The organism is Fusobacterium perfoetens (genome assembly GCF_021531595.1).
Classification (GTDB): Bacteria; Fusobacteriota; Fusobacteriia; order Fusobacteriales; family Fusobacteriaceae; genus Fusobacterium_B.
On record NZ_JADYUD010000017.1, the window covers coordinates 1 to 18,167 of the forward strand.

At 28.3% G+C, this 18,167-nt stretch carries 25 protein-coding genes, 1 tRNA gene and 1 rRNA gene; 25 read left to right on the top strand and 2 right to left on the bottom strand.

What is annotated here, in order from left to right; all coding sequences use genetic code 11:
- The first annotated feature begins 153 nt into the window (after positions 1 to 153).
- The 3 genes from I6E17_RS08700 to I6E17_RS08710 all read left to right on the top strand — a co-directional run bounded on the left by I6E17_RS08700 (position 154) and on the right by I6E17_RS08710 (position 779).
- A complete protein-coding gene (locus I6E17_RS08700) occupies positions 154 to 375 on the top strand; it encodes a hypothetical protein (RefSeq protein WP_235236754.1) in 222 nt (73 codons plus the stop codon).
- Between the two features lie 110 nt (positions 376 to 485).
- Positions 486 to 570 (top strand) — tRNA-Ser (locus I6E17_RS08705).
- Between the two features lie 20 nt (positions 571 to 590).
- Positions 591 to 779, top strand: a complete 189-nt coding sequence (locus I6E17_RS08710; RefSeq protein WP_235236756.1) for a hypothetical protein — start codon at positions 591 to 593, stop codon at positions 777 to 779.
- Here I6E17_RS08710 and I6E17_RS08715 read toward each other — a convergent pair.
- Positions 745 to 1,122 (bottom strand): DUF2513 domain-containing protein, encoded by a 378-nt coding sequence (locus I6E17_RS08715; RefSeq protein WP_235236757.1) that lies wholly within the window; start codon positions 1,120 to 1,122, stop codon positions 745 to 747. The genes I6E17_RS08710 and I6E17_RS08715 overlap by 35 nt on opposite strands.
- Before the next feature lie 696 nt (positions 1,123 to 1,818).
- Here I6E17_RS08715 and I6E17_RS08720 point away from each other — a divergent pair.
- The 6 genes from I6E17_RS08720 (at position 1,819) to I6E17_RS08740 (ending at position 6,503) form a co-directional block, all read left to right on the top strand.
- Positions 1,819 to 2,667 carry a replication initiator protein A gene (locus tag I6E17_RS08720; protein ID WP_235236759.1) on the top strand — a complete coding sequence of 283 codons (849 nt, stop codon included), beginning with the start codon at positions 1,819 to 1,821 and terminating at the stop codon, positions 2,665 to 2,667.
- Between the two features lie 2 nt (positions 2,668 to 2,669).
- Positions 2,670 to 4,886: a DnaB-like helicase C-terminal domain-containing protein gene (locus I6E17_RS08725; protein ID WP_235236761.1), complete on the top strand. Its 2,217-nt coding sequence runs from the start codon at positions 2,670 to 2,672 to the stop codon at positions 4,884 to 4,886.
- Positions 4,887 to 4,888: 2 nt separating this feature from the next.
- Entirely contained in the window at positions 4,889 to 5,104 is a 216-nt protein-coding gene (locus I6E17_RS08730; RefSeq protein ID WP_235236763.1) for a hypothetical protein, read from the top strand.
- A 156-nt stretch (positions 5,105 to 5,260) separates the two neighbouring features.
- Positions 5,261 to 5,395: a hypothetical protein gene (locus tag I6E17_RS09920; protein WP_268825989.1), complete on the top strand. Its 135-nt coding sequence runs from the start codon at positions 5,261 to 5,263 to the stop codon at positions 5,393 to 5,395.
- A 14-nt stretch (positions 5,396 to 5,409) separates the two neighbouring features.
- Positions 5,410 to 6,174, top strand: coding sequence for a putative HNHc nuclease (locus tag I6E17_RS08735; RefSeq protein WP_235236765.1), 765 nt, complete (start codon positions 5,410 to 5,412; stop codon positions 6,172 to 6,174).
- Positions 6,171 to 6,503, top strand: a complete 333-nt coding sequence (locus I6E17_RS08740; protein WP_235236767.1) for a hypothetical protein — start codon at positions 6,171 to 6,173, stop codon at positions 6,501 to 6,503. Before I6E17_RS08735 ends, I6E17_RS08740 begins: the two co-directional genes overlap by 4 nt.
- A gap of 312 nt (positions 6,504 to 6,815) precedes the next feature.
- On the opposite strand, the gene rrf is transcribed toward I6E17_RS08740, so the two are convergent.
- Positions 6,816 to 6,934 (bottom strand): 5S ribosomal RNA (rrf, locus tag I6E17_RS08745).
- Between the two features lie 237 nt (positions 6,935 to 7,171).
- Here rrf and I6E17_RS08750 point away from each other — a divergent pair.
- From I6E17_RS08750 to I6E17_RS08825, 16 genes are all read left to right on the top strand, one after another.
- Positions 7,172 to 7,504 carry a hypothetical protein gene (locus I6E17_RS08750; protein ID WP_235236769.1) on the top strand — a complete coding sequence of 111 codons (333 nt, stop codon included), beginning with the start codon at positions 7,172 to 7,174 and terminating at the stop codon, positions 7,502 to 7,504.
- A 27-nt stretch (positions 7,505 to 7,531) separates the two neighbouring features.
- Positions 7,532 to 8,083, top strand: coding sequence for a hypothetical protein (locus tag I6E17_RS08755; RefSeq protein WP_235236771.1), 552 nt, complete (start codon positions 7,532 to 7,534; stop codon positions 8,081 to 8,083).
- 9 nt (positions 8,084 to 8,092) lie between these two features.
- Positions 8,093 to 8,431, top strand: coding sequence for a DUF3310 domain-containing protein (locus I6E17_RS08760; protein ID WP_235236773.1), 339 nt, complete (start codon positions 8,093 to 8,095; stop codon positions 8,429 to 8,431).
- A 114-nt stretch (positions 8,432 to 8,545) separates the two neighbouring features.
- On the top strand, positions 8,546 to 9,079 hold the full coding sequence (locus tag I6E17_RS08765; RefSeq protein WP_235236777.1) for an HNH endonuclease: 534 nt from the start codon (positions 8,546 to 8,548) through the stop codon (positions 9,077 to 9,079).
- The gene (locus I6E17_RS08770; protein WP_235236779.1) at positions 9,045 to 9,434 is read left to right on the top strand and encodes a hypothetical protein; all 390 of its coding nucleotides are present in this window, start codon (positions 9,045 to 9,047) and stop codon (positions 9,432 to 9,434) included. The genes I6E17_RS08765 and I6E17_RS08770 overlap by 35 nt, the downstream gene beginning before the upstream one ends.
- A 120-nt stretch (positions 9,435 to 9,554) precedes the next feature.
- Positions 9,555 to 9,743, top strand: a complete 189-nt coding sequence (locus tag I6E17_RS08775; protein WP_235236781.1) for a hypothetical protein — start codon at positions 9,555 to 9,557, stop codon at positions 9,741 to 9,743.
- A 473-nt stretch (positions 9,744 to 10,216) separates the two neighbouring features.
- Entirely contained in the window at positions 10,217 to 10,390 is a 174-nt protein-coding gene (locus I6E17_RS08780) for a hypothetical protein (RefSeq protein ID WP_235236783.1), read from the top strand.
- Between the two features lie 163 nt (positions 10,391 to 10,553).
- Positions 10,554 to 11,183, top strand: coding sequence for a helix-turn-helix domain-containing protein (locus I6E17_RS08785; RefSeq protein ID WP_235236785.1), 630 nt, complete (start codon positions 10,554 to 10,556; stop codon positions 11,181 to 11,183).
- Positions 11,183 to 12,496 carry a PBSX family phage terminase large subunit gene (locus I6E17_RS08790; protein ID WP_235236787.1) on the top strand — a complete coding sequence of 438 codons (1,314 nt, stop codon included), beginning with the start codon at positions 11,183 to 11,185 and terminating at the stop codon, positions 12,494 to 12,496. Before I6E17_RS08785 ends, I6E17_RS08790 begins: the two co-directional genes overlap by 1 nt.
- Positions 12,497 to 12,506: 10 nt before the next feature.
- Positions 12,507 to 14,612, top strand: a complete 2,106-nt coding sequence (locus tag I6E17_RS08795) for a phage portal protein family protein (RefSeq protein WP_235236789.1) — start codon at positions 12,507 to 12,509, stop codon at positions 14,610 to 14,612.
- Positions 14,603 to 15,121: a phage virion morphogenesis protein gene (locus tag I6E17_RS08800; protein ID WP_235236791.1), complete on the top strand. Its 519-nt coding sequence runs from the start codon at positions 14,603 to 14,605 to the stop codon at positions 15,119 to 15,121. The genes I6E17_RS08795 and I6E17_RS08800 overlap by 10 nt, the downstream gene beginning before the upstream one ends.
- Before the next feature lie 3 nt (positions 15,122 to 15,124).
- The gene (locus tag I6E17_RS08805) at positions 15,125 to 15,382 is read left to right on the top strand and encodes a SpoVG family protein (protein ID WP_235236794.1); all 258 of its coding nucleotides are present in this window, start codon (positions 15,125 to 15,127) and stop codon (positions 15,380 to 15,382) included.
- Positions 15,383 to 15,400: 18 nt separating this feature from the next.
- On the top strand, positions 15,401 to 16,384 hold the full coding sequence (locus I6E17_RS08810) for a hypothetical protein (RefSeq protein WP_235236796.1): 984 nt from the start codon (positions 15,401 to 15,403) through the stop codon (positions 16,382 to 16,384).
- Positions 16,377 to 16,730: a hypothetical protein gene (locus I6E17_RS08815; protein ID WP_235236798.1), complete on the top strand. Its 354-nt coding sequence runs from the start codon at positions 16,377 to 16,379 to the stop codon at positions 16,728 to 16,730. Before I6E17_RS08810 ends, I6E17_RS08815 begins: the two co-directional genes overlap by 8 nt.
- 1 nt (position 16,731) lies before the next feature.
- Positions 16,732 to 17,727 (top strand): hypothetical protein, encoded by a 996-nt coding sequence (locus I6E17_RS08820; protein WP_235236800.1) that lies wholly within the window; start codon positions 16,732 to 16,734, stop codon positions 17,725 to 17,727.
- A gap of 45 nt (positions 17,728 to 17,772) precedes the next feature.
- Positions 17,773 to 18,165, top strand: a complete 393-nt coding sequence (locus I6E17_RS08825) for a hypothetical protein (RefSeq protein WP_235236801.1) — start codon at positions 17,773 to 17,775, stop codon at positions 18,163 to 18,165.
- Positions 18,166 to 18,167 lie beyond the last annotated feature (2 nt).

Consider the following 18,167-nt stretch of genomic DNA (forward strand, 5'->3'; position numbering starts at 1 on the left):
ATTGTTGTGGTGACTATATTATACAAAAAAGAGAGCTGAGTAAAACATTTTTTTTAAAATGTTACTCAGCTTTTTTTATTTAAGAAAAAAAAGTTATTGACTATAACTAAAAATAGTTATATAATAATAATTGAAATTGTAAAGGAGGATATAATGAAAGAAGAACTCGTAGAAGTACAAAAAAAAATAGGTCAAGAATTTTTGCTAAAAATTGATACCTATAAAAGAAATAATCATCTTTCATACACTGATATTGCAGATATCGTAGGAATAGATAAATTCTATTTTGCAAATTTAAGAAATAAAATAAAAAAAAATAAGACAGTACCAACTGATAAGGTAATTAAGAAATTTAGTAAAATTATTACCTTTTAATTTTTTTTGTTCTTTTAAATAACTAAAAACAGTTATTAACTGTACAGTAAAAGCGACTGGGTTTCCGAATGGAAGTAGGCAATAGCTTAGAATTCCTTTGTCGCTTATGTGGAAGCATAGCATAATGGTAATGCAGCACTTTGCTAAAGTGCCGAGGTAAAACTCTTACAGGTTCAAATCCTGTTGCTTCCGCCATAAAAAAGGTGGTGAGAACATTGGAAAAAGAAAAAAACAAAAAAATAAATAATGTGGTAATAGAAGCAGGAGCAGTAATTTTGAATGGTGTTCTGATAGACCTTGTATGGAACTATGAATTCACAAAAAAAATAACCTCTGGAAGAGAAGAGGCTATTTTAAAACTAGAAATAATTATAGACGGTGATGCTGTTCTAAAAGGGTTTTAGTAATTATATCAGAAGCAATATCTTTTAAAATTTCTAATGATAAACTTCCTATTTTAGAAGCTATATTTTTAGTTTTGTTCCATGTAGTAATAGAACGAATATTTGCTAAAAAAGAATGCCCTTTTGGAGTTAAATCATAAATTTTAAATGAATAAGTTTTATATTCACCGTCAACATATTGGAATTTTATACACTGTTCTAAATGATAAAAAAATTCATCTTTTGAATATTTATCACAATAGTTTTTATAATTTTTCCAGTTAATATATAAGGCTCTTCCGTACTCTATTTTTGCTTCAAGCAATAAGAGTATATCCCTTATACAGTCTGGATTTAAAATCATAGTTTAAACCTCCTTTCTTTATGTAGTTATCTCACAAATATATTATATAACAAAGGAGTTTTAAAAATAAATATCATGGTAGTGACGACCAGAAACAGTCAGAAGTGAACCTATATAATTTTTCCGCCAGTGGTGTTTAATAATAAGCACCACACAAATGGGAATGCAGTTTAAATGGATAAACACCTAACCTTTGTATTAGGAGATTTCAGTTCAAGTCTGAACATTCCCAGTATGATATAGACTATATTGCACCTCTTAACAATGTGGAACATGATATAGTCGCTAAAAATTTTAGTTATCGTCTCTAAAAAAAAGACGAGAGTGTTACATAATTGAGGTAAGGTGGCACTTCTCCCTGTGCCACACTTATGGGAATGTGTCTGAGGTCAGCAGTTCGTGGTGAACTTTAAGAAGTCTACTATACGACAATCAAGTTCAAGTCTTGGCATTCCCTTTTATTTTTCATTTTCACCTCCTTTGAAAATGATTTTATATTTCATACTTTGTATTATTTTAATTTGAGTTTTAAGGCTTTCTCTAAAAAAGCCTACAAAATACGCGTATTTACGCGTAAGATACGCGTTTTTATTTTATATCTGCTCATCATGTCAGAGCCACTAACTCAGATATGATGGGTGGATACAAACTAAAAATACAGGAGTTAGTGGCATAACTCCTAAAGGAGAAGATGACATGAGTAATAGAATAAAAGCTAGAGAATTAAATGGCATAGTTTATTATCAAATACCTAAATGGCTTATGGATTTATTTATTGACGGCAAAATATCATCAGGTGCTTTTAAAACTTATGCACTTATGTATGAAAGATTAAGAATGTCTGCAAAAAATAATTGGATTGATAATGATGGAGATGTTTATATCAAATACTCTTATGATGAACTTATAGAAGATTTAAAATGTAACAGCAGAACAACTGTTTCAAATAATCTTAAAGAATTACAAGAACTAGATATAGTAGATAAAGTGAAATGTTTTAGTTCAAGCAATATTTATTATCTTAAAGTTAAAAGTACAGAAGATTGCACTAGTACAAATAATTACACTAGTACAGAAACTTGTACTAGTACAAAAAAGTGTACTGACAGTAGTACAGAAGATTGGACTACAGTAGTACAGAAAACTTGTACGACTAGTAGTACAGAAAACTTGTACGCTAGTAAGAATAACTTTAAAAAGAATAACGATAGTAAGAATGATGTTCCTCTTAACGAGGAATCAGTCAATCGTGCTAAGAATTTAGTTGAATTACAAAACATTGCTACAAACTCAACAGGTTTAAATAAAATACAAGTAGATGGAGTAATAAAACCTTATATTTATAAAGATATAGATTTAACTATTTTGATACAGAAAATAAAAGAATCAGATTTTTTAATGGGCAAATGCAGTAATAAACCTACAATAGCACACTTTACACAACTTAGTATGCTTAATAAAATCTTAGCTGATTATTATAAAAACAAGGTTAGTGTGACGGAACAGTCTACAAGTAAAGACCCTTCAAGAAAGAGATTGTGGTAAATATGAAAAATAAACCTGAATACGATTTACTTTCTTATCTTGTTTTAAAAAATCAGTTTATAACAGATAAAGTTTTTAAGGAGATATATAATTATAAAAATTATTTTAGTTTAGAAGGGCAAAAGTTAGTAGAACTTCTTAAAGACAAGAGGAAAAATAAAGAAGTTATAGACATAGAAATATTTTTAAATCTTTCTGAGGACTATACAAGAAAAGTATTAGACAATGGAGATATGGACATTGGAACAGAGTTTGCAACTAAGAGTTATAAAGAACTTCTTACAGAGTTAGAAAAAAATCACGCAAAAGATATAGCACAGAATATTATAAATTCTAACAATGTATCTGAAATAGCAGAGGGAATAGACAAACTAAAAACTGTTTTTACTAAAACTAAGCAAATAAATAAAATAAATCTAAAAGAAGCTTCACTTAAATTTTTTAAAAATATAGATAACTTAGATATGCAGAATAGTGTAAAAGCTAAAAATTGGTATAGATTTAACAAGGTTGTGAAACTATACAAGGGAGATGTTACTGTTATAGCTGGTAGACCAGGATGTTTACCTGCAGGGACAGAAGTTTTAACAAAAAAAGGTTGGCTTGATATATCAAAATGGACTAATGAAGAAATATTAGAAATAAATTATAAAACTAACACAAACCAAATTGATATAACAGGACAATTTGCAAAACCTCTTATGTATCACAAATATAACACAACTGAGTTTTATAGAATGAAAAATAAAGTTGGAACAATGGATTTAGTAAGTTCAGTAGAACATAGACATCCACATATTTCAGAAAAAGGTTTTTGTAGGGAATTCACAACAAGAGAACTTTATAATTCTTGGATAAATAAAGAGGGTAATCCTCATATAATTAATATTCCAGAAACTTTTGAGTGGTTTGGAAGTGGCATAAATTACAGTGATGAATATATTAGATTAAAAGTTGCAGTTTTTGCAGATGGAAGTTTTTTAAAAAGCAAAGGTAGTAAAAGATGTTATATAAATATAAAAAAAGATAGAAAAAAATTAAGATTAGAAGACCTTTTAGAAAAAAATAACTTAGATTACAGAGTAAAAGAGCATGCTGACGAATATAAAAGATATTCATTTTTAATGGATAACAGAGATAAAGTTTTTAAATATGATTGGTTTTTAAAAACAAATAAACATCAAAGAGAAATTATAATGGATGAACTTAAATATTGGGATAGCTATATCTGTGGAGGTAATAGATTATTTACTTTTTCTACTGTTAATAAAGAAACTGCTGAAACTATACAGTTAATAGCAACTTCTTTAGGATACAGAGCAACTTTAAGAATAGAAAAAAGAGAAAATAAATATAAAAATGACATTATATACAACCTTAATTTTTCTAAAGGAACAAAATATGGATGTAGAACTCTAAAAAAATCTGATGTTAATTCATTTGAAAAAGTTGAAGCAGGAAAATATATGTATTGTTTTACAACAAATACTGGTTTTTTCTTGATTAGACAAAATAATAAAATATATGTTACTGGAAATTCAGGTAAAACAACATTTGCATTATCTCTAGCTTTAGAGTTTGCTAAGAATGGGAGTAAAGGCTTATTTTTCTCACTAGAAATGGGAGAGGAACAAATAATAAACAGAATGATGTCTCAGCTTAGTCTTGTGCCTATAAATAAATTTCAGGACAGTTTTGAAGCTAAGAATTTAAGTAAAGAGGAACATGGCAGAATTACAAATGCAGTTGAAGAAATGCAGAGACTTGCAGATAATCTTCAGATAATCTCAGGAAACTTTTCTAGTGATGACATTTTAGAAATTGCAGAAAATGACAAGCCTGAATTTATAATAATTGACTATATGCAGTTATTAAGAGCAACAGAAGGTCGTGGAAGAGTTGAAGAAATAACTTACTTATCTATGGAGCTTAAAAGAATAGCTATGAAACTTCAAATTCCTATCATAGAACTTTGTCAGCTTTCAAGAGCAGTAGAGCAGAGGGGAGATAAAAAACCTATATTATCAGACCTTAGAGAATCAGGACAAATTGAACAGGACGCTAGTGTTGTAATAGGAATTTATAGAGAAGCATACTACAACGAAGAAGCAGACCCTGAGAGCATGGATTGTATTATTTTAAAAAATAGAAATGGAAGCACAGGAACAATGCCTTTTAAATTTCTAGGTGCAGTACAAAAGGTTTATGAGGGGGTATAAGAATGAGACTAATAGAATTTGAGAGAATACCCGTACCACAAGAATTACAAGATATCTGCCATAAAGAAAAGGTTTATATGTTGCGATACTATATAAAACTAAATAGAAAACCTTTTAAACATGGACAAGTATTTATAAATAAAAATGATGTTTTAAAATTTTGTGAAAGAAATAAAATCACAATTGAGGAGTTAAAAAAAGTATGGAAGAAAAATTAATTGAATTACTTAAGCAAAAACAGAAATTAATGGATAAACCTACATGTATTTTAATAGACAGAATGAGATTAAGAAAGCTAAAAAGAAAATGATAGCACATTTAATATGCTTTTGTCTTGTAGGAATAGGTTTATATTTTGCAATAAGGGGGATTTAATGATTACTTTAGGACTTGTATTTTTATCAGCAAAATACAATTTAGAATTTGAACTTTTATATCTTGGAACATTTATTTTAGATGGCTGTGTAATAGACGGAATAGTTGAAATTATAAAAACTATTATTAAATAAAAAAGGTGGATTAAATGCAGTATGTAATTGACATAGATAGAGAGAATAATCATATAAAGGTTTTAGTTCCCTCAGCAAAAGGAACTATTACAGAAGAAAAAGTAAAAAATTTCTTTGGAGTTCTTAAACAATCTACATGGGAAGTTGAGCCTGTACAAAGATTATCTTTGGATCAAATGAAAATGATATTTGCATTGTGCAGAGATTATTCCGAGATAATAGGATATGAACCTGAAGAATTAAGAGAACTTCTAAAAGCTGAATTTTGTATAAAAAATTGTGTAGAAGATTTTTCATGTAGTCCTTACAAGAGAAATGCAGCTACTATGAAAATTGCAACTGATTTTATTCAATTTATTATTGAACATGCTTTAAATTTAACAGGTTGTACATTAAAAGTTGTAGAGGGACATGGTAAAAATAGAATTGTAAGGTCTGCAAGAGAGATAGTTCCTGATATAAGAAAATATGTTATAGCTTGTCTTATGAATAAGACTTGTGCAATATGTGGAGCTACAACAGAACAAAGAGAAATAGACCTACACCATTGGGATAGTGTAAATAGCATTGGGGGCTATGAACATGATGATGGATTGAAAACAAGGTTTATATCTTTATGTAGAGAACATCATACAGAGTTCCATAATATAGAAGCTAAAGCATTTTCTGAAAAATATCATATTGACGGAGTATGGCTTTCTGAAAATATAGTTAAAAAATTAAAAAAAGATAAAGTTTATCCAAACCATTTTAAAGCATTTAAGGAGACGGCAGAATGAGAAAATTAAAGTCAGAATTTATAAAAGACGAGCACAGAACACAACTTATGAAAGTATTTTACAACAGAATTCTTGACGGAGATGAGAAGAATTATGAGTTTATAGGTGTTTATGAATACAAGAATTATGAGATATACTTTGACCATATTCCTGATAAAAAGAAAATCATTAAGCATATTACAATTAAAAATATAAAAGGCAAGGAAATAAGACAAGATGATTTAGAGCTTATAGCAAATCATTTTGTAGGAGATAACTATTCTGTTCAATACGGCTTGTTTGATAATAATATGGCTAGCATTTGGGAAGAAAAAGGAACTGTCAACTAATGGCTGACAGTTCAAAATGACTATGTGAAAGTAAATAAAATTTATAAATATAATAATTATATAGTATAACGACGGTTAGGTCAAATCATAAAACGGTTAGGTGGAAACAAGAAATATAAAAACGGCTCATAAGAGCCGTAAATATATTGGTGGTTTATTTATTTTTATAAAATAAACGCACATAGTAACATACCATTACAAATTCTCTGGCAAAGATTAAGTAAGGTGTTACTAACTGAACGACTGGTAACCATTCAGCTAAAGTGTTGAAAAAAATGTGCATTATTCACCTCCTTGCAAAAGCTAAGGTGTAAAATAGCTAAATTCTTTTTCCCATTTAGCTCCCCAAACAGTATTAAGAACTATCTTAGGCTTGACTTCTAGGTTCGGTATGTAACTAGGTATTTCTCCCTAAAGATATTAAACTATTTAAGAAAAAAAGCTACCTTGCCAGTGGTAGCTTTCTCAGGTGATACTAATGCAAATTTTTTAACACTTTTAAAATTTTAAGTCCATATTACCAGTACAGACTTTTATAACACATTTTCAATAAATGTATAACAAAATTATATATTATATTTTCAAAAAAGTAAAGAAGAACATTAGAATTTTTTTAATAAACGGTTAGGTGGTAGTCAACTGATAGTTTACAACCACAGGAGGAAAAAATGCAGAAAAGAAATAGAAATGAATGGAAGAAAATAGTTACATCTGTAAAAGAAGTTCTAGGAATAGACTATAAAACTAGAGATATATATAATACAAAAGACTTGCAAAGTGCTATAAGAGAAATGGCTTTTATATATGCAAAAGAGAATAGAGAAGATGATGTAGCATATAATGCAGAAATAAAATTCTTGCAGTCACAAATTATAGAACTACAAAAACAAGCTAAAAAATATAGAGACATAGCAGAAGAAACTACAAAGGCAAATAATAATCTTATAAATAAATATGAAAATCAAAAAAGCAAATCTTGGTTGCAAAAGTTATTAGGATAGAAAAATAGTGAATGAAGAGGAATACAGATGAGAAAAATAAAACCTAAAATGACTAAAAAAGAAAAAATAGAGAATAAAAATAGAAAAGTAATAGATAAAATTTTTAGACCTGTACATAATACAGAAATTATATTAGCAACTTTTATAGATTATCTACAAGAAGATAGAGATTTATATAACAATAAAGAGACTTATATAAAACCTTATTTAAAAGGATATTTAACTTCTGTTATAAAGAAATTAAAAATCTTTATTCAATATGATGAGGTTATAAAACATAAAGGTTATAACAAAGTTAAAGACATTATAGAAAATAATTTTAAAGAAGAATTAAATTTAGATGTTAAATCTAGAAAAGAATTTTTTGAAAAAGAAAGTGAAGTTAATTGTAGATTATTTAAAACTTATGCATGTGCTTTAACTTGTGTAGGAACAGTCCATGACATGTTTGTCAAAAGAGAAAAAAGTCCAGTCTATAATGAATATAAAGCACAATTAAATAGTATATTAAAAGAGTTTAAGATATATGATAATTTTTGGCAAAATGAAGTTGAAAAAATATATGTAACAATAATCTAGGAGGAAAAATTGGAAGCATACAATTGTGAAGATTTAAAAAAAGATATATTATTACCAGATAAAAAAATAATAAATGATGAAGTAGAGAAAGAACTTCATAGTCATTATGAGAATACAGGAATAGAGCCTATTGACTTTATAATGGCAAATAAATACAGCTTTAATCAAGGAAATATAATTAAATATATTCATAGAGTAGGTAAGAAAGCTGGAGAAGAAAAAAAGGATATTATAAAAATTATAGATTATGCACTACTTACAGCCTATGAGAAAGGAATTGAAGTAGGAGAACAGGAACTACATAAAACAATTAACAACAGAATAGAATGGATAGCAAAAAGAAAATAAGGAGCTGAAAGCTGTGGAGATAATTTTACCGATATATATAAATACTAGTAAAAAGAAGTCAGTATATTTTTAAAATATTGTGAAGAAAATTTTCCGGAGTTAAAGGAGAAAATAATGGATAATATTATAACTCAAAGTGAATTAAAAGAATTATTTGAATATAATCATATGACAGGTATTTTTATAAGAAAAAAAAGAACAGCAATGAGGCAAAAAGTAGGAGAAATAGTTGGTGTTAATTGTAAAAAAGGTTATCTTAAATGTGGTATACACAATAAAGAATATTATTTACATAGATTAGCTTGGTTATATGTTTATGGATATTATCCAGATAAAATAGACCACATCAATCATAATAAGAAAGATAATCGTATATCAAATTTAAGAGAAGTTGACAATACTGAAAATCTAAGAAATATGACAAGAAGTAAAGCTAATACTTCTGGAATTACAGGAGTTTCTTATTCAAAGAGAGAAAAAAAATGGGTATCTCAAATATGTTATGAGAATAAAAGAATTGGAAAAAGATTTAAAACCAAAGAAGAAGCTATAAAGCAAAGAGAAGAGTGGAATAGAATTTATAAATTTCATAAAAATCATGGGGGAGAAAAAATTGAAACTAACAATAGAATTACCAATATATGCTAACACAAGTAAAAATAAAAAAGTTCTCGTTAGTTTAAATTGGTTTAGAAATGCTCACTATGGAATTAAAGATAAAGTTAAGAAACAATATAATGAAATCGTTTTTGAGCAACTGAGAGGGACTAGAAAGCCTTTTGATAAGAGAATAGGAGTAAAGTATCAGCTGTGGTATAAAAGAGGCGATTGTGACCTTATGAATGTAGTTAGTGTATTAGATAAATTTCTACTAGACGCATTAGTTCAAGCAGGAATGATAAAAGATGATAATGTAAATAAATATATTTCTTGTCATGCAGAAGTAGGTGGAAAAGATAGTGAAAATCCTAGATTAATTTGTATTATAGAAGAGGTGGAATAAATGATTTGGGTAGGAGTTTTAGCAGGGCTTATTATTATATTAGCACTTGGAATGGTTATTACTTGTTTTATTATAATTGATAAGAAGCTAGAAGAACTTGAAAAGTGATACGGAGGAACAGTGATTATATTTAAATGTAGTAAATGTAAGGCATACCTTGGAAAAATTGAGGATATGAACAAAATAGAACTCAAAGCTAAAAGAGGAGTAATTATAGAAAATAATTCTTTTATACTTAAATGCAAGTGTGGAGAGATTACTAAAATAGATATGACACCATTTTTGAATAAAAATGTAAGTAAAAAATAAATCTTTAGTATTAAATTACTAAGGATTTTTTATTTAACTACAATAAATATTAGGAAAAAACTTGACATTGTACGCATACAATGTTATAATATATTCAAGAGGGGAGGAAAAACAATATGATTGACTTTCTAGGGAAGATTCTTGTGATAGTTGAAACCATTAAATTGATTTATCAGATATTTAAATGGTTTCAAAATTTCATAAGGAGGCACAAAGGGCATTAAGCCCTTTCCTCCCTTCCCCTCTAAATTATTTAGGAGGTGTTAAGTATGAGCGATAAAATATGGCATGGACTTCTTATATTTGTTTTAGTGGGCAAAACAGTAGAATATTCATATAAACTATATAAGTGGTATGTAAATAAAAAAAATAAGAACTCTGAAAAATAGATTTCAAAGTTCTTATTTATTGATTAACTTTCTAGGTACTTAAATTATAAGTTATTTTTCGTAAAAAGTCAATGGAGGGACAAAATGGAAAATAGAAGAAAATTATCTTACAGAAAGCCTTCTAATAGAGGTGGAGGGCAATTTTCAATAAATATTCCAAAAGAATATATTGAAAAAATGAATATAACAGAGGAAGATAGAGAAGTTGTTATATCTTTTAATGAAAAAACAAAAGAAATTACTATTAAAAAAATTTAAAATAATATTAACAAACTATTGAAAATTAAAGAAAAAACATATATAATATAGATATAAAATTAAATACCAAAGGCTGTAACACAAAGGCTAGAAATATACTCAAGTAAATTGGGTACTTTTCTAGCCTTTTTTATTTTTTTAAGACTAGGAGGTGTAAAAATGAGTGAATAAATATGAGTTAGCAGAAAAAGATTATAAAAACGGAATGAAGTACAAAGATATAGCTGATAAATATGGAGTAACCATTAACACTGTGAAGTCTTGGAAACAGAGATACAGTTGGACAAAAAAGAGTGCAGAAAAAAAAACGAGTGTATGCACACAAAATAAAAAAAGTATGCACACAAAAAAAGATATTCCAACCAAACAAAAGAAAGAAATAGCGAGAGTTATGATAGAAGAGGGTGCAACTATAAGAGAAACCGCGGACAAAGTCGGACTTCCTAGAAGTACAGTAGGAGATATAAGTTCCAAAGAAAATCTTCAACAATCGCAGCTTAAATATCTAAAATCATTCCATGAGGATATGAGAGAAAGGATAAAAACTAATAAACTAAAAAGGCTTTCTCTTAATGAAGAAGCTCTATATTCTGTTGAAGAAGAAATAAATGCTGGAGAGGTTGGAAAAGCTACATTTGAAAAAATAAAACTTTCTGAAGAAATAGAGCAATCAATTTTTGAAGTGAACAGAATAGATAGATTAGAAAGGCTAGAACTTGAAAAGTTGAAAGTGATAAAACCTGATGAAGAAGATACAGAAGATAATATTCTTCAAATAGAGGTGTTGGACTAATGAAATTAAAAATAAAAAAACATTTCTATAAAGTATTAATGGACAATGATTTTGATATTCTTCTTATGATTGGCGGGTATGCAAGTGGAAAAAGTTTTACAGGATTTTTAAAAACAGCTTTACTTGCTACACAAGAGAAAAGAAAAATGTTAGTTGTCAGAAAAGTTTATTCAACTTTAAAAGATAGCTGTTTTGAAGATTTAAAAGAAGCCTTTGATACTTTAGGAGTCAGCAACAGGTGGAAGTTAATAAAATCTCCATATGAAGCAGAAAATAAGAGAAATAGCTCTAAAATCATTTTTAGAGGAATGGACGAATATAGAAAATTAAAATCTATAAAAAATATTGACTATATCTTAATTGAAGAAGCTGACGAATTGAGTATAGAAGATATAAAAGAACTTAGAAAAAGATTAAGAGTTCTTGGTATAAAAAAACATTTAGTTTTAATGTGTAACCCTGTTTCAAGATTATCTTCGATATATAGAATGTTCTTTACAGAAGAGGGATTTAACTTTGATGAAGAAGAACTTTATAAAAAAAGAACATTAACTAAAATTGACAGTATTACACTAGAGGACGGAACAAAAGAAAATTTTATTGTAAAAGTTCATCATTCGACTTACAGGGACAATCCATTTCTTCCTGCAAGTTTTATTTATGAGTTGGAAAGTGAAAAAGACCCTCGTATTAAAAGAATTGCTAGAGACGGGAAATTTGGAGCAGATGGAGATTTAGTTTTATATAATGCTGTATTTGAAGAAGATGTATATGAAAGATATGTTAAGGATAAACTTACTAAAAGGGACGAATACAGAGGTATTGACTGGGGGCATTCTATTTCATATACCTGTGGTTTGAAAATGGCAGTTAATAAAGTTCTAAATGAACTGTATGTATATTGGGAATATTATGATAAAGGTAAAACTACACAAGAGTTAATGCAAGGGTTACAGCCTATGAAAGATAATAATATTTCAATTTATGCAGATAGTGCTTCATCTCAAACAATAGCAGATTTTTATGATGAGGGATTTAACATTGACGGAGCAACAAAAGGAAAAGGCTCTGTTGAATACCACGAACAGCTGTTAAGAAGTTTTTCAAGGATTGTAATTGATATAAATAGATGTCCAAACACTAAAAAAGAGGCTGAGGAATGTGTATATAAGAAAGATAAAAACGGAGAAATTCAAGCAGGAAAATATAATCTTGATGCACACAGTTTTGACGCAATGAGTTATGGACTAGAAGAATATGATTTTATACCTTTAAAAAATAGACTTAGAAAGAAAAAATATATTGGTATTTAGGAGGTGAGAAATGGCAAAAGAGAATAAAGATAAAAAAGAAATTATTACATCAGCAGTTATTAAATTATTTAGCGAAAGTTCTCCTGAAACTAATAAGATAACAGATGAAACAATAGATAGGCTACTTTTAGATATTGATATTAGTTCAGCACTCAATAAGATTGAGAGAGAAGCAGCAGGAAGAGTATTAAGTGTTATAGCTGAAAATCCTGAAAATGACGAGCAAGCAAAAGAAATTAATCAAAGATTTTCAAATATAAAATTTAATAGAATTATAAATCATTTAATAACTGCAAGATATTATGGATATAGTTGTTTTGAGATAGTTTACAATAAAGATTTTACTATTAATTCATTAGTACCTATTCCATATAAGTATATTACATATAAGACATCTGATAAAAAATGGGTATTAAGAATAGGAACAAATGAAACTGATTTAAACAGAGATAAATTCTTATTATGTATTCATAAATGGAATCCTGCACAACCAACAGGAAAAACAATATTTGAAAGTTGCCAACAAGCATTTTTAGATAAAGAGATGTTCTCAAGACAATTAAGAGGACTAGCAGAAAAATATGGAGATACCATTATAGTATTCCCGTATAATGAAAACTTAGATGATAAAGAAGCTGCTGAAATTGGTAAAACAGTTTTAAATGCTAAAGGTAAAAATGCAATAGGTGTTCCTGTAAATAGAAATCATTCTTTAAAAGACAGTTTTGAATTTATAAGATTATCAGATTTAGACCCAGAGATATATACAAAATTATATGCAGTAGAAAAAGAAAAACTTATTCAAAATCTTTTAGGCTCTACATTAACACTTGAATCAAGTAGTAAAAACGGAAAAGGTACTCAAGCTCTAGGAGAGATACATAAAGAGGGATTTGAACAAGTAGTACAGGAAGTATGTAATTTCTGTTCAGATAGCTTATATCAGTTAATACAGCTTGACAGTGAATATTTTGGATATGACGCAACTTTATTTACTTGGAAACTTGAAAAAGTAGTTACTGAGGAGGAACAAGCTGAAATTGATAAAAAACAGCAAGAGTTTATTGGAATAAAACTAGATAATATCAATAAACTTTCAACAGCAGGTTATGAATTAGAAAATGAATATCTTGGAGAATACTTAGGTATAGATTATACAAAGATATTAAAAAAAACTAATTCAGTTATAAATATAAAAGAGTTTGCTGAAGAAGAAGATAAGAAATTATTTAATACTATTGAGGGGGCAAATACATTTAATGCTTATGTTCTTTCAAAATTAAATAAGTTTACAGAGAATATTTCACAACAAATTATTGAACAAGTAATGAATATAAAAGAAGGAGATGATTTTGTACTCAACTTAGATTATTCAATGCTTGAAGATGATTTAATAATTTCAAGAATAAAAGGTTTCAGCAATTCAAGATATACAACTTTTAATGAAGTTATAGAAGAATTTGACCCATTCAAAATGAAATTTGAGGAAGCTATAAAATCTTTCTTAGATAAAATGCCTGTATTATATGACACGATAGAAGAAGTGACAGAAGATGTCAGAGCAAATTTTGTATGGCTTAAGAAATCAAACGATTTAGAAATTACTACAAGATTATTTGATAGCATGAAGAAATCACTTGAAAATGGAACTACATTTAAACAATGGATAAAAGATTGTGAAGAAGCTATTAATAAAGCAGGATTAGGTAAACAAGGTTATTACTTAGAGAATGTTTATAGAACTAATATGATGACACAATACAGCATAGGAAACTTTAAGCAGCAAATGGAAGTTGTAGAAGATTATCCATATTGGGAATATTCAGCAATAGAAGACAATAGAACTTCTAATATATGCAGACAGCTTGACGGAGTTGTAAAAAGATATGATGATTCGTTTTGGAGTGCATACTATCCACCTAATCATTTTCATTGTCGTTCAACTGTAATTTCTCGTAATAAAGAGGAACTTAAGAAATACAATCTTAAAATCTCTAAAGATGTTTTTGAAGTAGATATAAAAGGATTTAAAGGTAATCCTGCTGAAAGCTACTGGAATAATATAAAAATGACGGCAGGAGAAAAAGGCAGACAAGGAACTTTTAAATGGGAGTAAAAACATCAGGAACAGCTAAAAAGAAATTAAAAGAGATTTTAAAGAGATGTAAAAATCTTAAAGAGCCTATGACAAGAATATCAGTTGATATGAAAAATGAAATCCGTGGAAATATTGACAGAGGACATAGTTTTGACGGGATAAAGTGGAAAAAATCTAAAAGAGCAAGCGAAGAAGGTGGTAAGACTTTAAAAGATACTGGCAGACTTTATAACTCTTTTAGAAATACAGCAGGTAGAAATTATGCAAGAGTTGGTACGAATGTTATATATGCAAGGACATTAAATCAGGGAGCAGATAAAGGCGAATTTGGAGAAGTTTCTTTCACTGTAAGACAGCACAGCAGGAGATTAAAGAAGTATAGAAAAAGAATTACAGTTAGAAGCTATTCAAGAACAGCAAAAGTTCCTTGGGGAGATATTCAAGCATATAGATACATGGGTATTAACCAAGAAATGAAAAGAAAATACATAGCAATTTTAACAAAATATATTATAAAAGGACGGTAAAAAATGAAAATTACAAATTTAAAATTTAGAGTACCAAAACAAAATGCAGGAAATCTTAAATCATATGTAGATATTACTTTTAATGATTGCTTAGTAATTCATAATGCAAAAGTAGTTGAAGGTAAAAATGGTTTAATAGTTTCTATGCCAGCAACTAAGATTAATAAAAAATTTGTAGATATAGTTCACCCAATCACAGCAGAGTTTAGAAAATATATTACAGACGAAGTTGTGACAAAATATACAGAATTAAAAAAATAGAAGAAAGGAGGAATGACAATGCCTAAAATATTTAAAGCAGGAAATTATGGAAAAAAAGGTAACTATTCAACAGAAACTTTAAAGTCTTGGGTAGGAAAAGAATTTTCAATTACAGCGGGGCATGTAAATGATTGGATAAAAAATGGTTATCCAGTAACAGCTATTCCTATTGCAGGAAGTTGTAAAGTAACTGATGTAGATAGTGAGGGATATTTAATTGGAGAGTTCTCTTATAACTCTTTCGGAGATAGTATAAAAGAACAATATCCTAATTTATCAATCGGAATAGGAGAAAATGGAGAACCTAATCATCTTGCTATCTTAGGATATGCACCACCACATCTTAAAGATTTAGACCAATCTTTTAGTGAGTTTTCACAAGATTTAACAGCTATGGAAAATACAGAAACAATAGAATTTGCAGAAGAAGATAATCAAAGCAAAATTGATGAGTTTGTAGAGTATTTAAAAGGAATAGATTCTACAAAAGTAAAATTGCAAAATTTATTTGATGTAATGTGGGAAAAAGATAATGAGAAATATTATGCTGAAAAATTAAAAGAAGCAGGATATACAGTTGAAAAAACAACAGAGTTTTCAGCAGATACTTTAAAAACTATTGCAGATACTCTAGGAATGATAGTTACTAATAAACCTGTAAATAACTTAACACCTGAAGAAATTTATACAAGAGCGAAAGCAGAGTTTACAAGAGAAGCAGAGAGAGAAGAAACAAAGAAAAATATAATTTCTAAGTTTCCACCAGTAATGCAAGGACTATTAGAATTTGCTATTGATAAAGCTTTTGAAGAAGCAGAATATTCTAAAATAATTGAATTTTCTGAAGAAGAAAAAATGTCAATGGCTGATAAATTAAAAGAATTTTCTAAGGAAGAAAGTCCATTCAAACATTTATTTGAAAACATTACTAAAACAGCAGAGTTTACAGAAGAAAATGAAGAAAAAAATACAAAGACAAGAATAGGAGGATATTATGAGTAATTTAGTTAAAAATGTTGCTGATTTTGATACAAAAGTTTATAAAATTTCAGGGCCTTTAGGTAAAAACTTTATGTTAAAACAGTCAGAAGGAAAAATTGAAATAGGGCAACTATTATCATATGATGCAGAAAGTGGGAAACTAGTTAAATATGCAAAAACAGAAAAACCAGCTTTCACAATAGCATTATCAGAGGCAGATAGTACATCAGGAGATGTTCCTGTATTAGTTGCAGTACCAAATACAGTATTTAATTCAGCAGAAATTAAAGGTGCTACTTTAACAGATGATTTCAATGTAGTTAAAGAACTATGGGGAAATGGAATAACTTTAGAGGAGGTAAAATAATATGGCATTAACAAGAGAACAAGAAGCATGGGTTGGAGTATATGGAGAAATCCCTCATGTAGTAAACAGATTTTTCACAAGAAGAATTAAAAGAGGAAAAATTCCTTATGTAACAAATATGACTACAATTAACTTTGAAGTAGTAAAAGAATTTGCAAGAAAAGCTAAGATTTTACAAAGAGGATCAGAGTTCCCTACTGCAAAATTAAATGGAAGTGTAATTCAATCAGTTACACCTGAAATTATAAAAGATAGTTTTCCATTCTTTGCAGAAGACCAATTAAATAGACCTGTTGGTGCTCCTATCTATGTAAATGGTAAAAAAGTAGATAATAGAACTTATGAAAGAGATAGAAGAATCGCAGGATTAAAACAATCTATTGAAACAGTTCAAGAAGAAATTTCAGCAGGTGTTTTCTTAAAAGGAACTTATAAGTCTCCTGATACTCAAAATGAAGTTAAATATACATTCCCAACAGAAACAAAAGTTAATAAAGCTGATGTTAAAGAATGGGCTATTTGGCTTACAAAACAATTAAACGAGTTCTCAAAAGATAGAAAAGTTTCTGCTTCTGAAATCTTAGTTGGAGAGAAAGTATTCTATGAAGTTCAAAAAGCATATAATACTTCTTCAAATAAGGTTATTCCTGCACAAGTAACAAGAGTTCAAACAGAAGATGGAAACTATGAATTACATTTAAATGTATTTGGATTTGATTTAGTAATGATACCACAAGTTACAGGAACAGACGGAGCTTTAATTGATTGTTCTAAAAAAATTATTATGTATAATGATTTAGCTTTCTTACCTGCTTATGCTGGACTTGTAAATGTTAATAATGGTGTATCTACTATGGAAGCGATAGATGTTTTAATTAGAGAAACATCAGCAAGTGAAAAAACAGGAGAAGCAGAAACTCTTGGAGAATCAGGATACTGTCCTATCGTCGTAAATCCTTCTTTAATTAAAATAATTGATATTCAAGATTTAGCATAATATTTTTAGAGGGGATTTACTCCCCTCTTCCTTTAAGGAGGAATAATGGAAAATATAAAAATTCCTAAAATAACGATTGAACATTTTGAAGAAGTCTATATTGAGCATGTCTCTGATGTGTTAAGAATTACAAAAGATGAATTTAAGAAAAAATTAGAAGATGACAGTATAACATCTTTGAATAAAAAAGCAGAAAGATTCATTACTACATATCTTAAAAATAGAATAGAAAGTCTTACAGAGGACAATTGGTATGCTTCTAAAGAGCTATATATTCAATGGAAATTATTTGAAGGTATAGAACTTGAAAGAGAAAGCCAAGATAAAAAAGAAAGTCTTTTAGAACTTTTAGAGTTATTTAAACAAGAAGTTATGGAACTAGAAGAAGATAGTACAGACAAAAAGAAAAAAATAGCAAAAATCATTGTGGTTGGGTGATT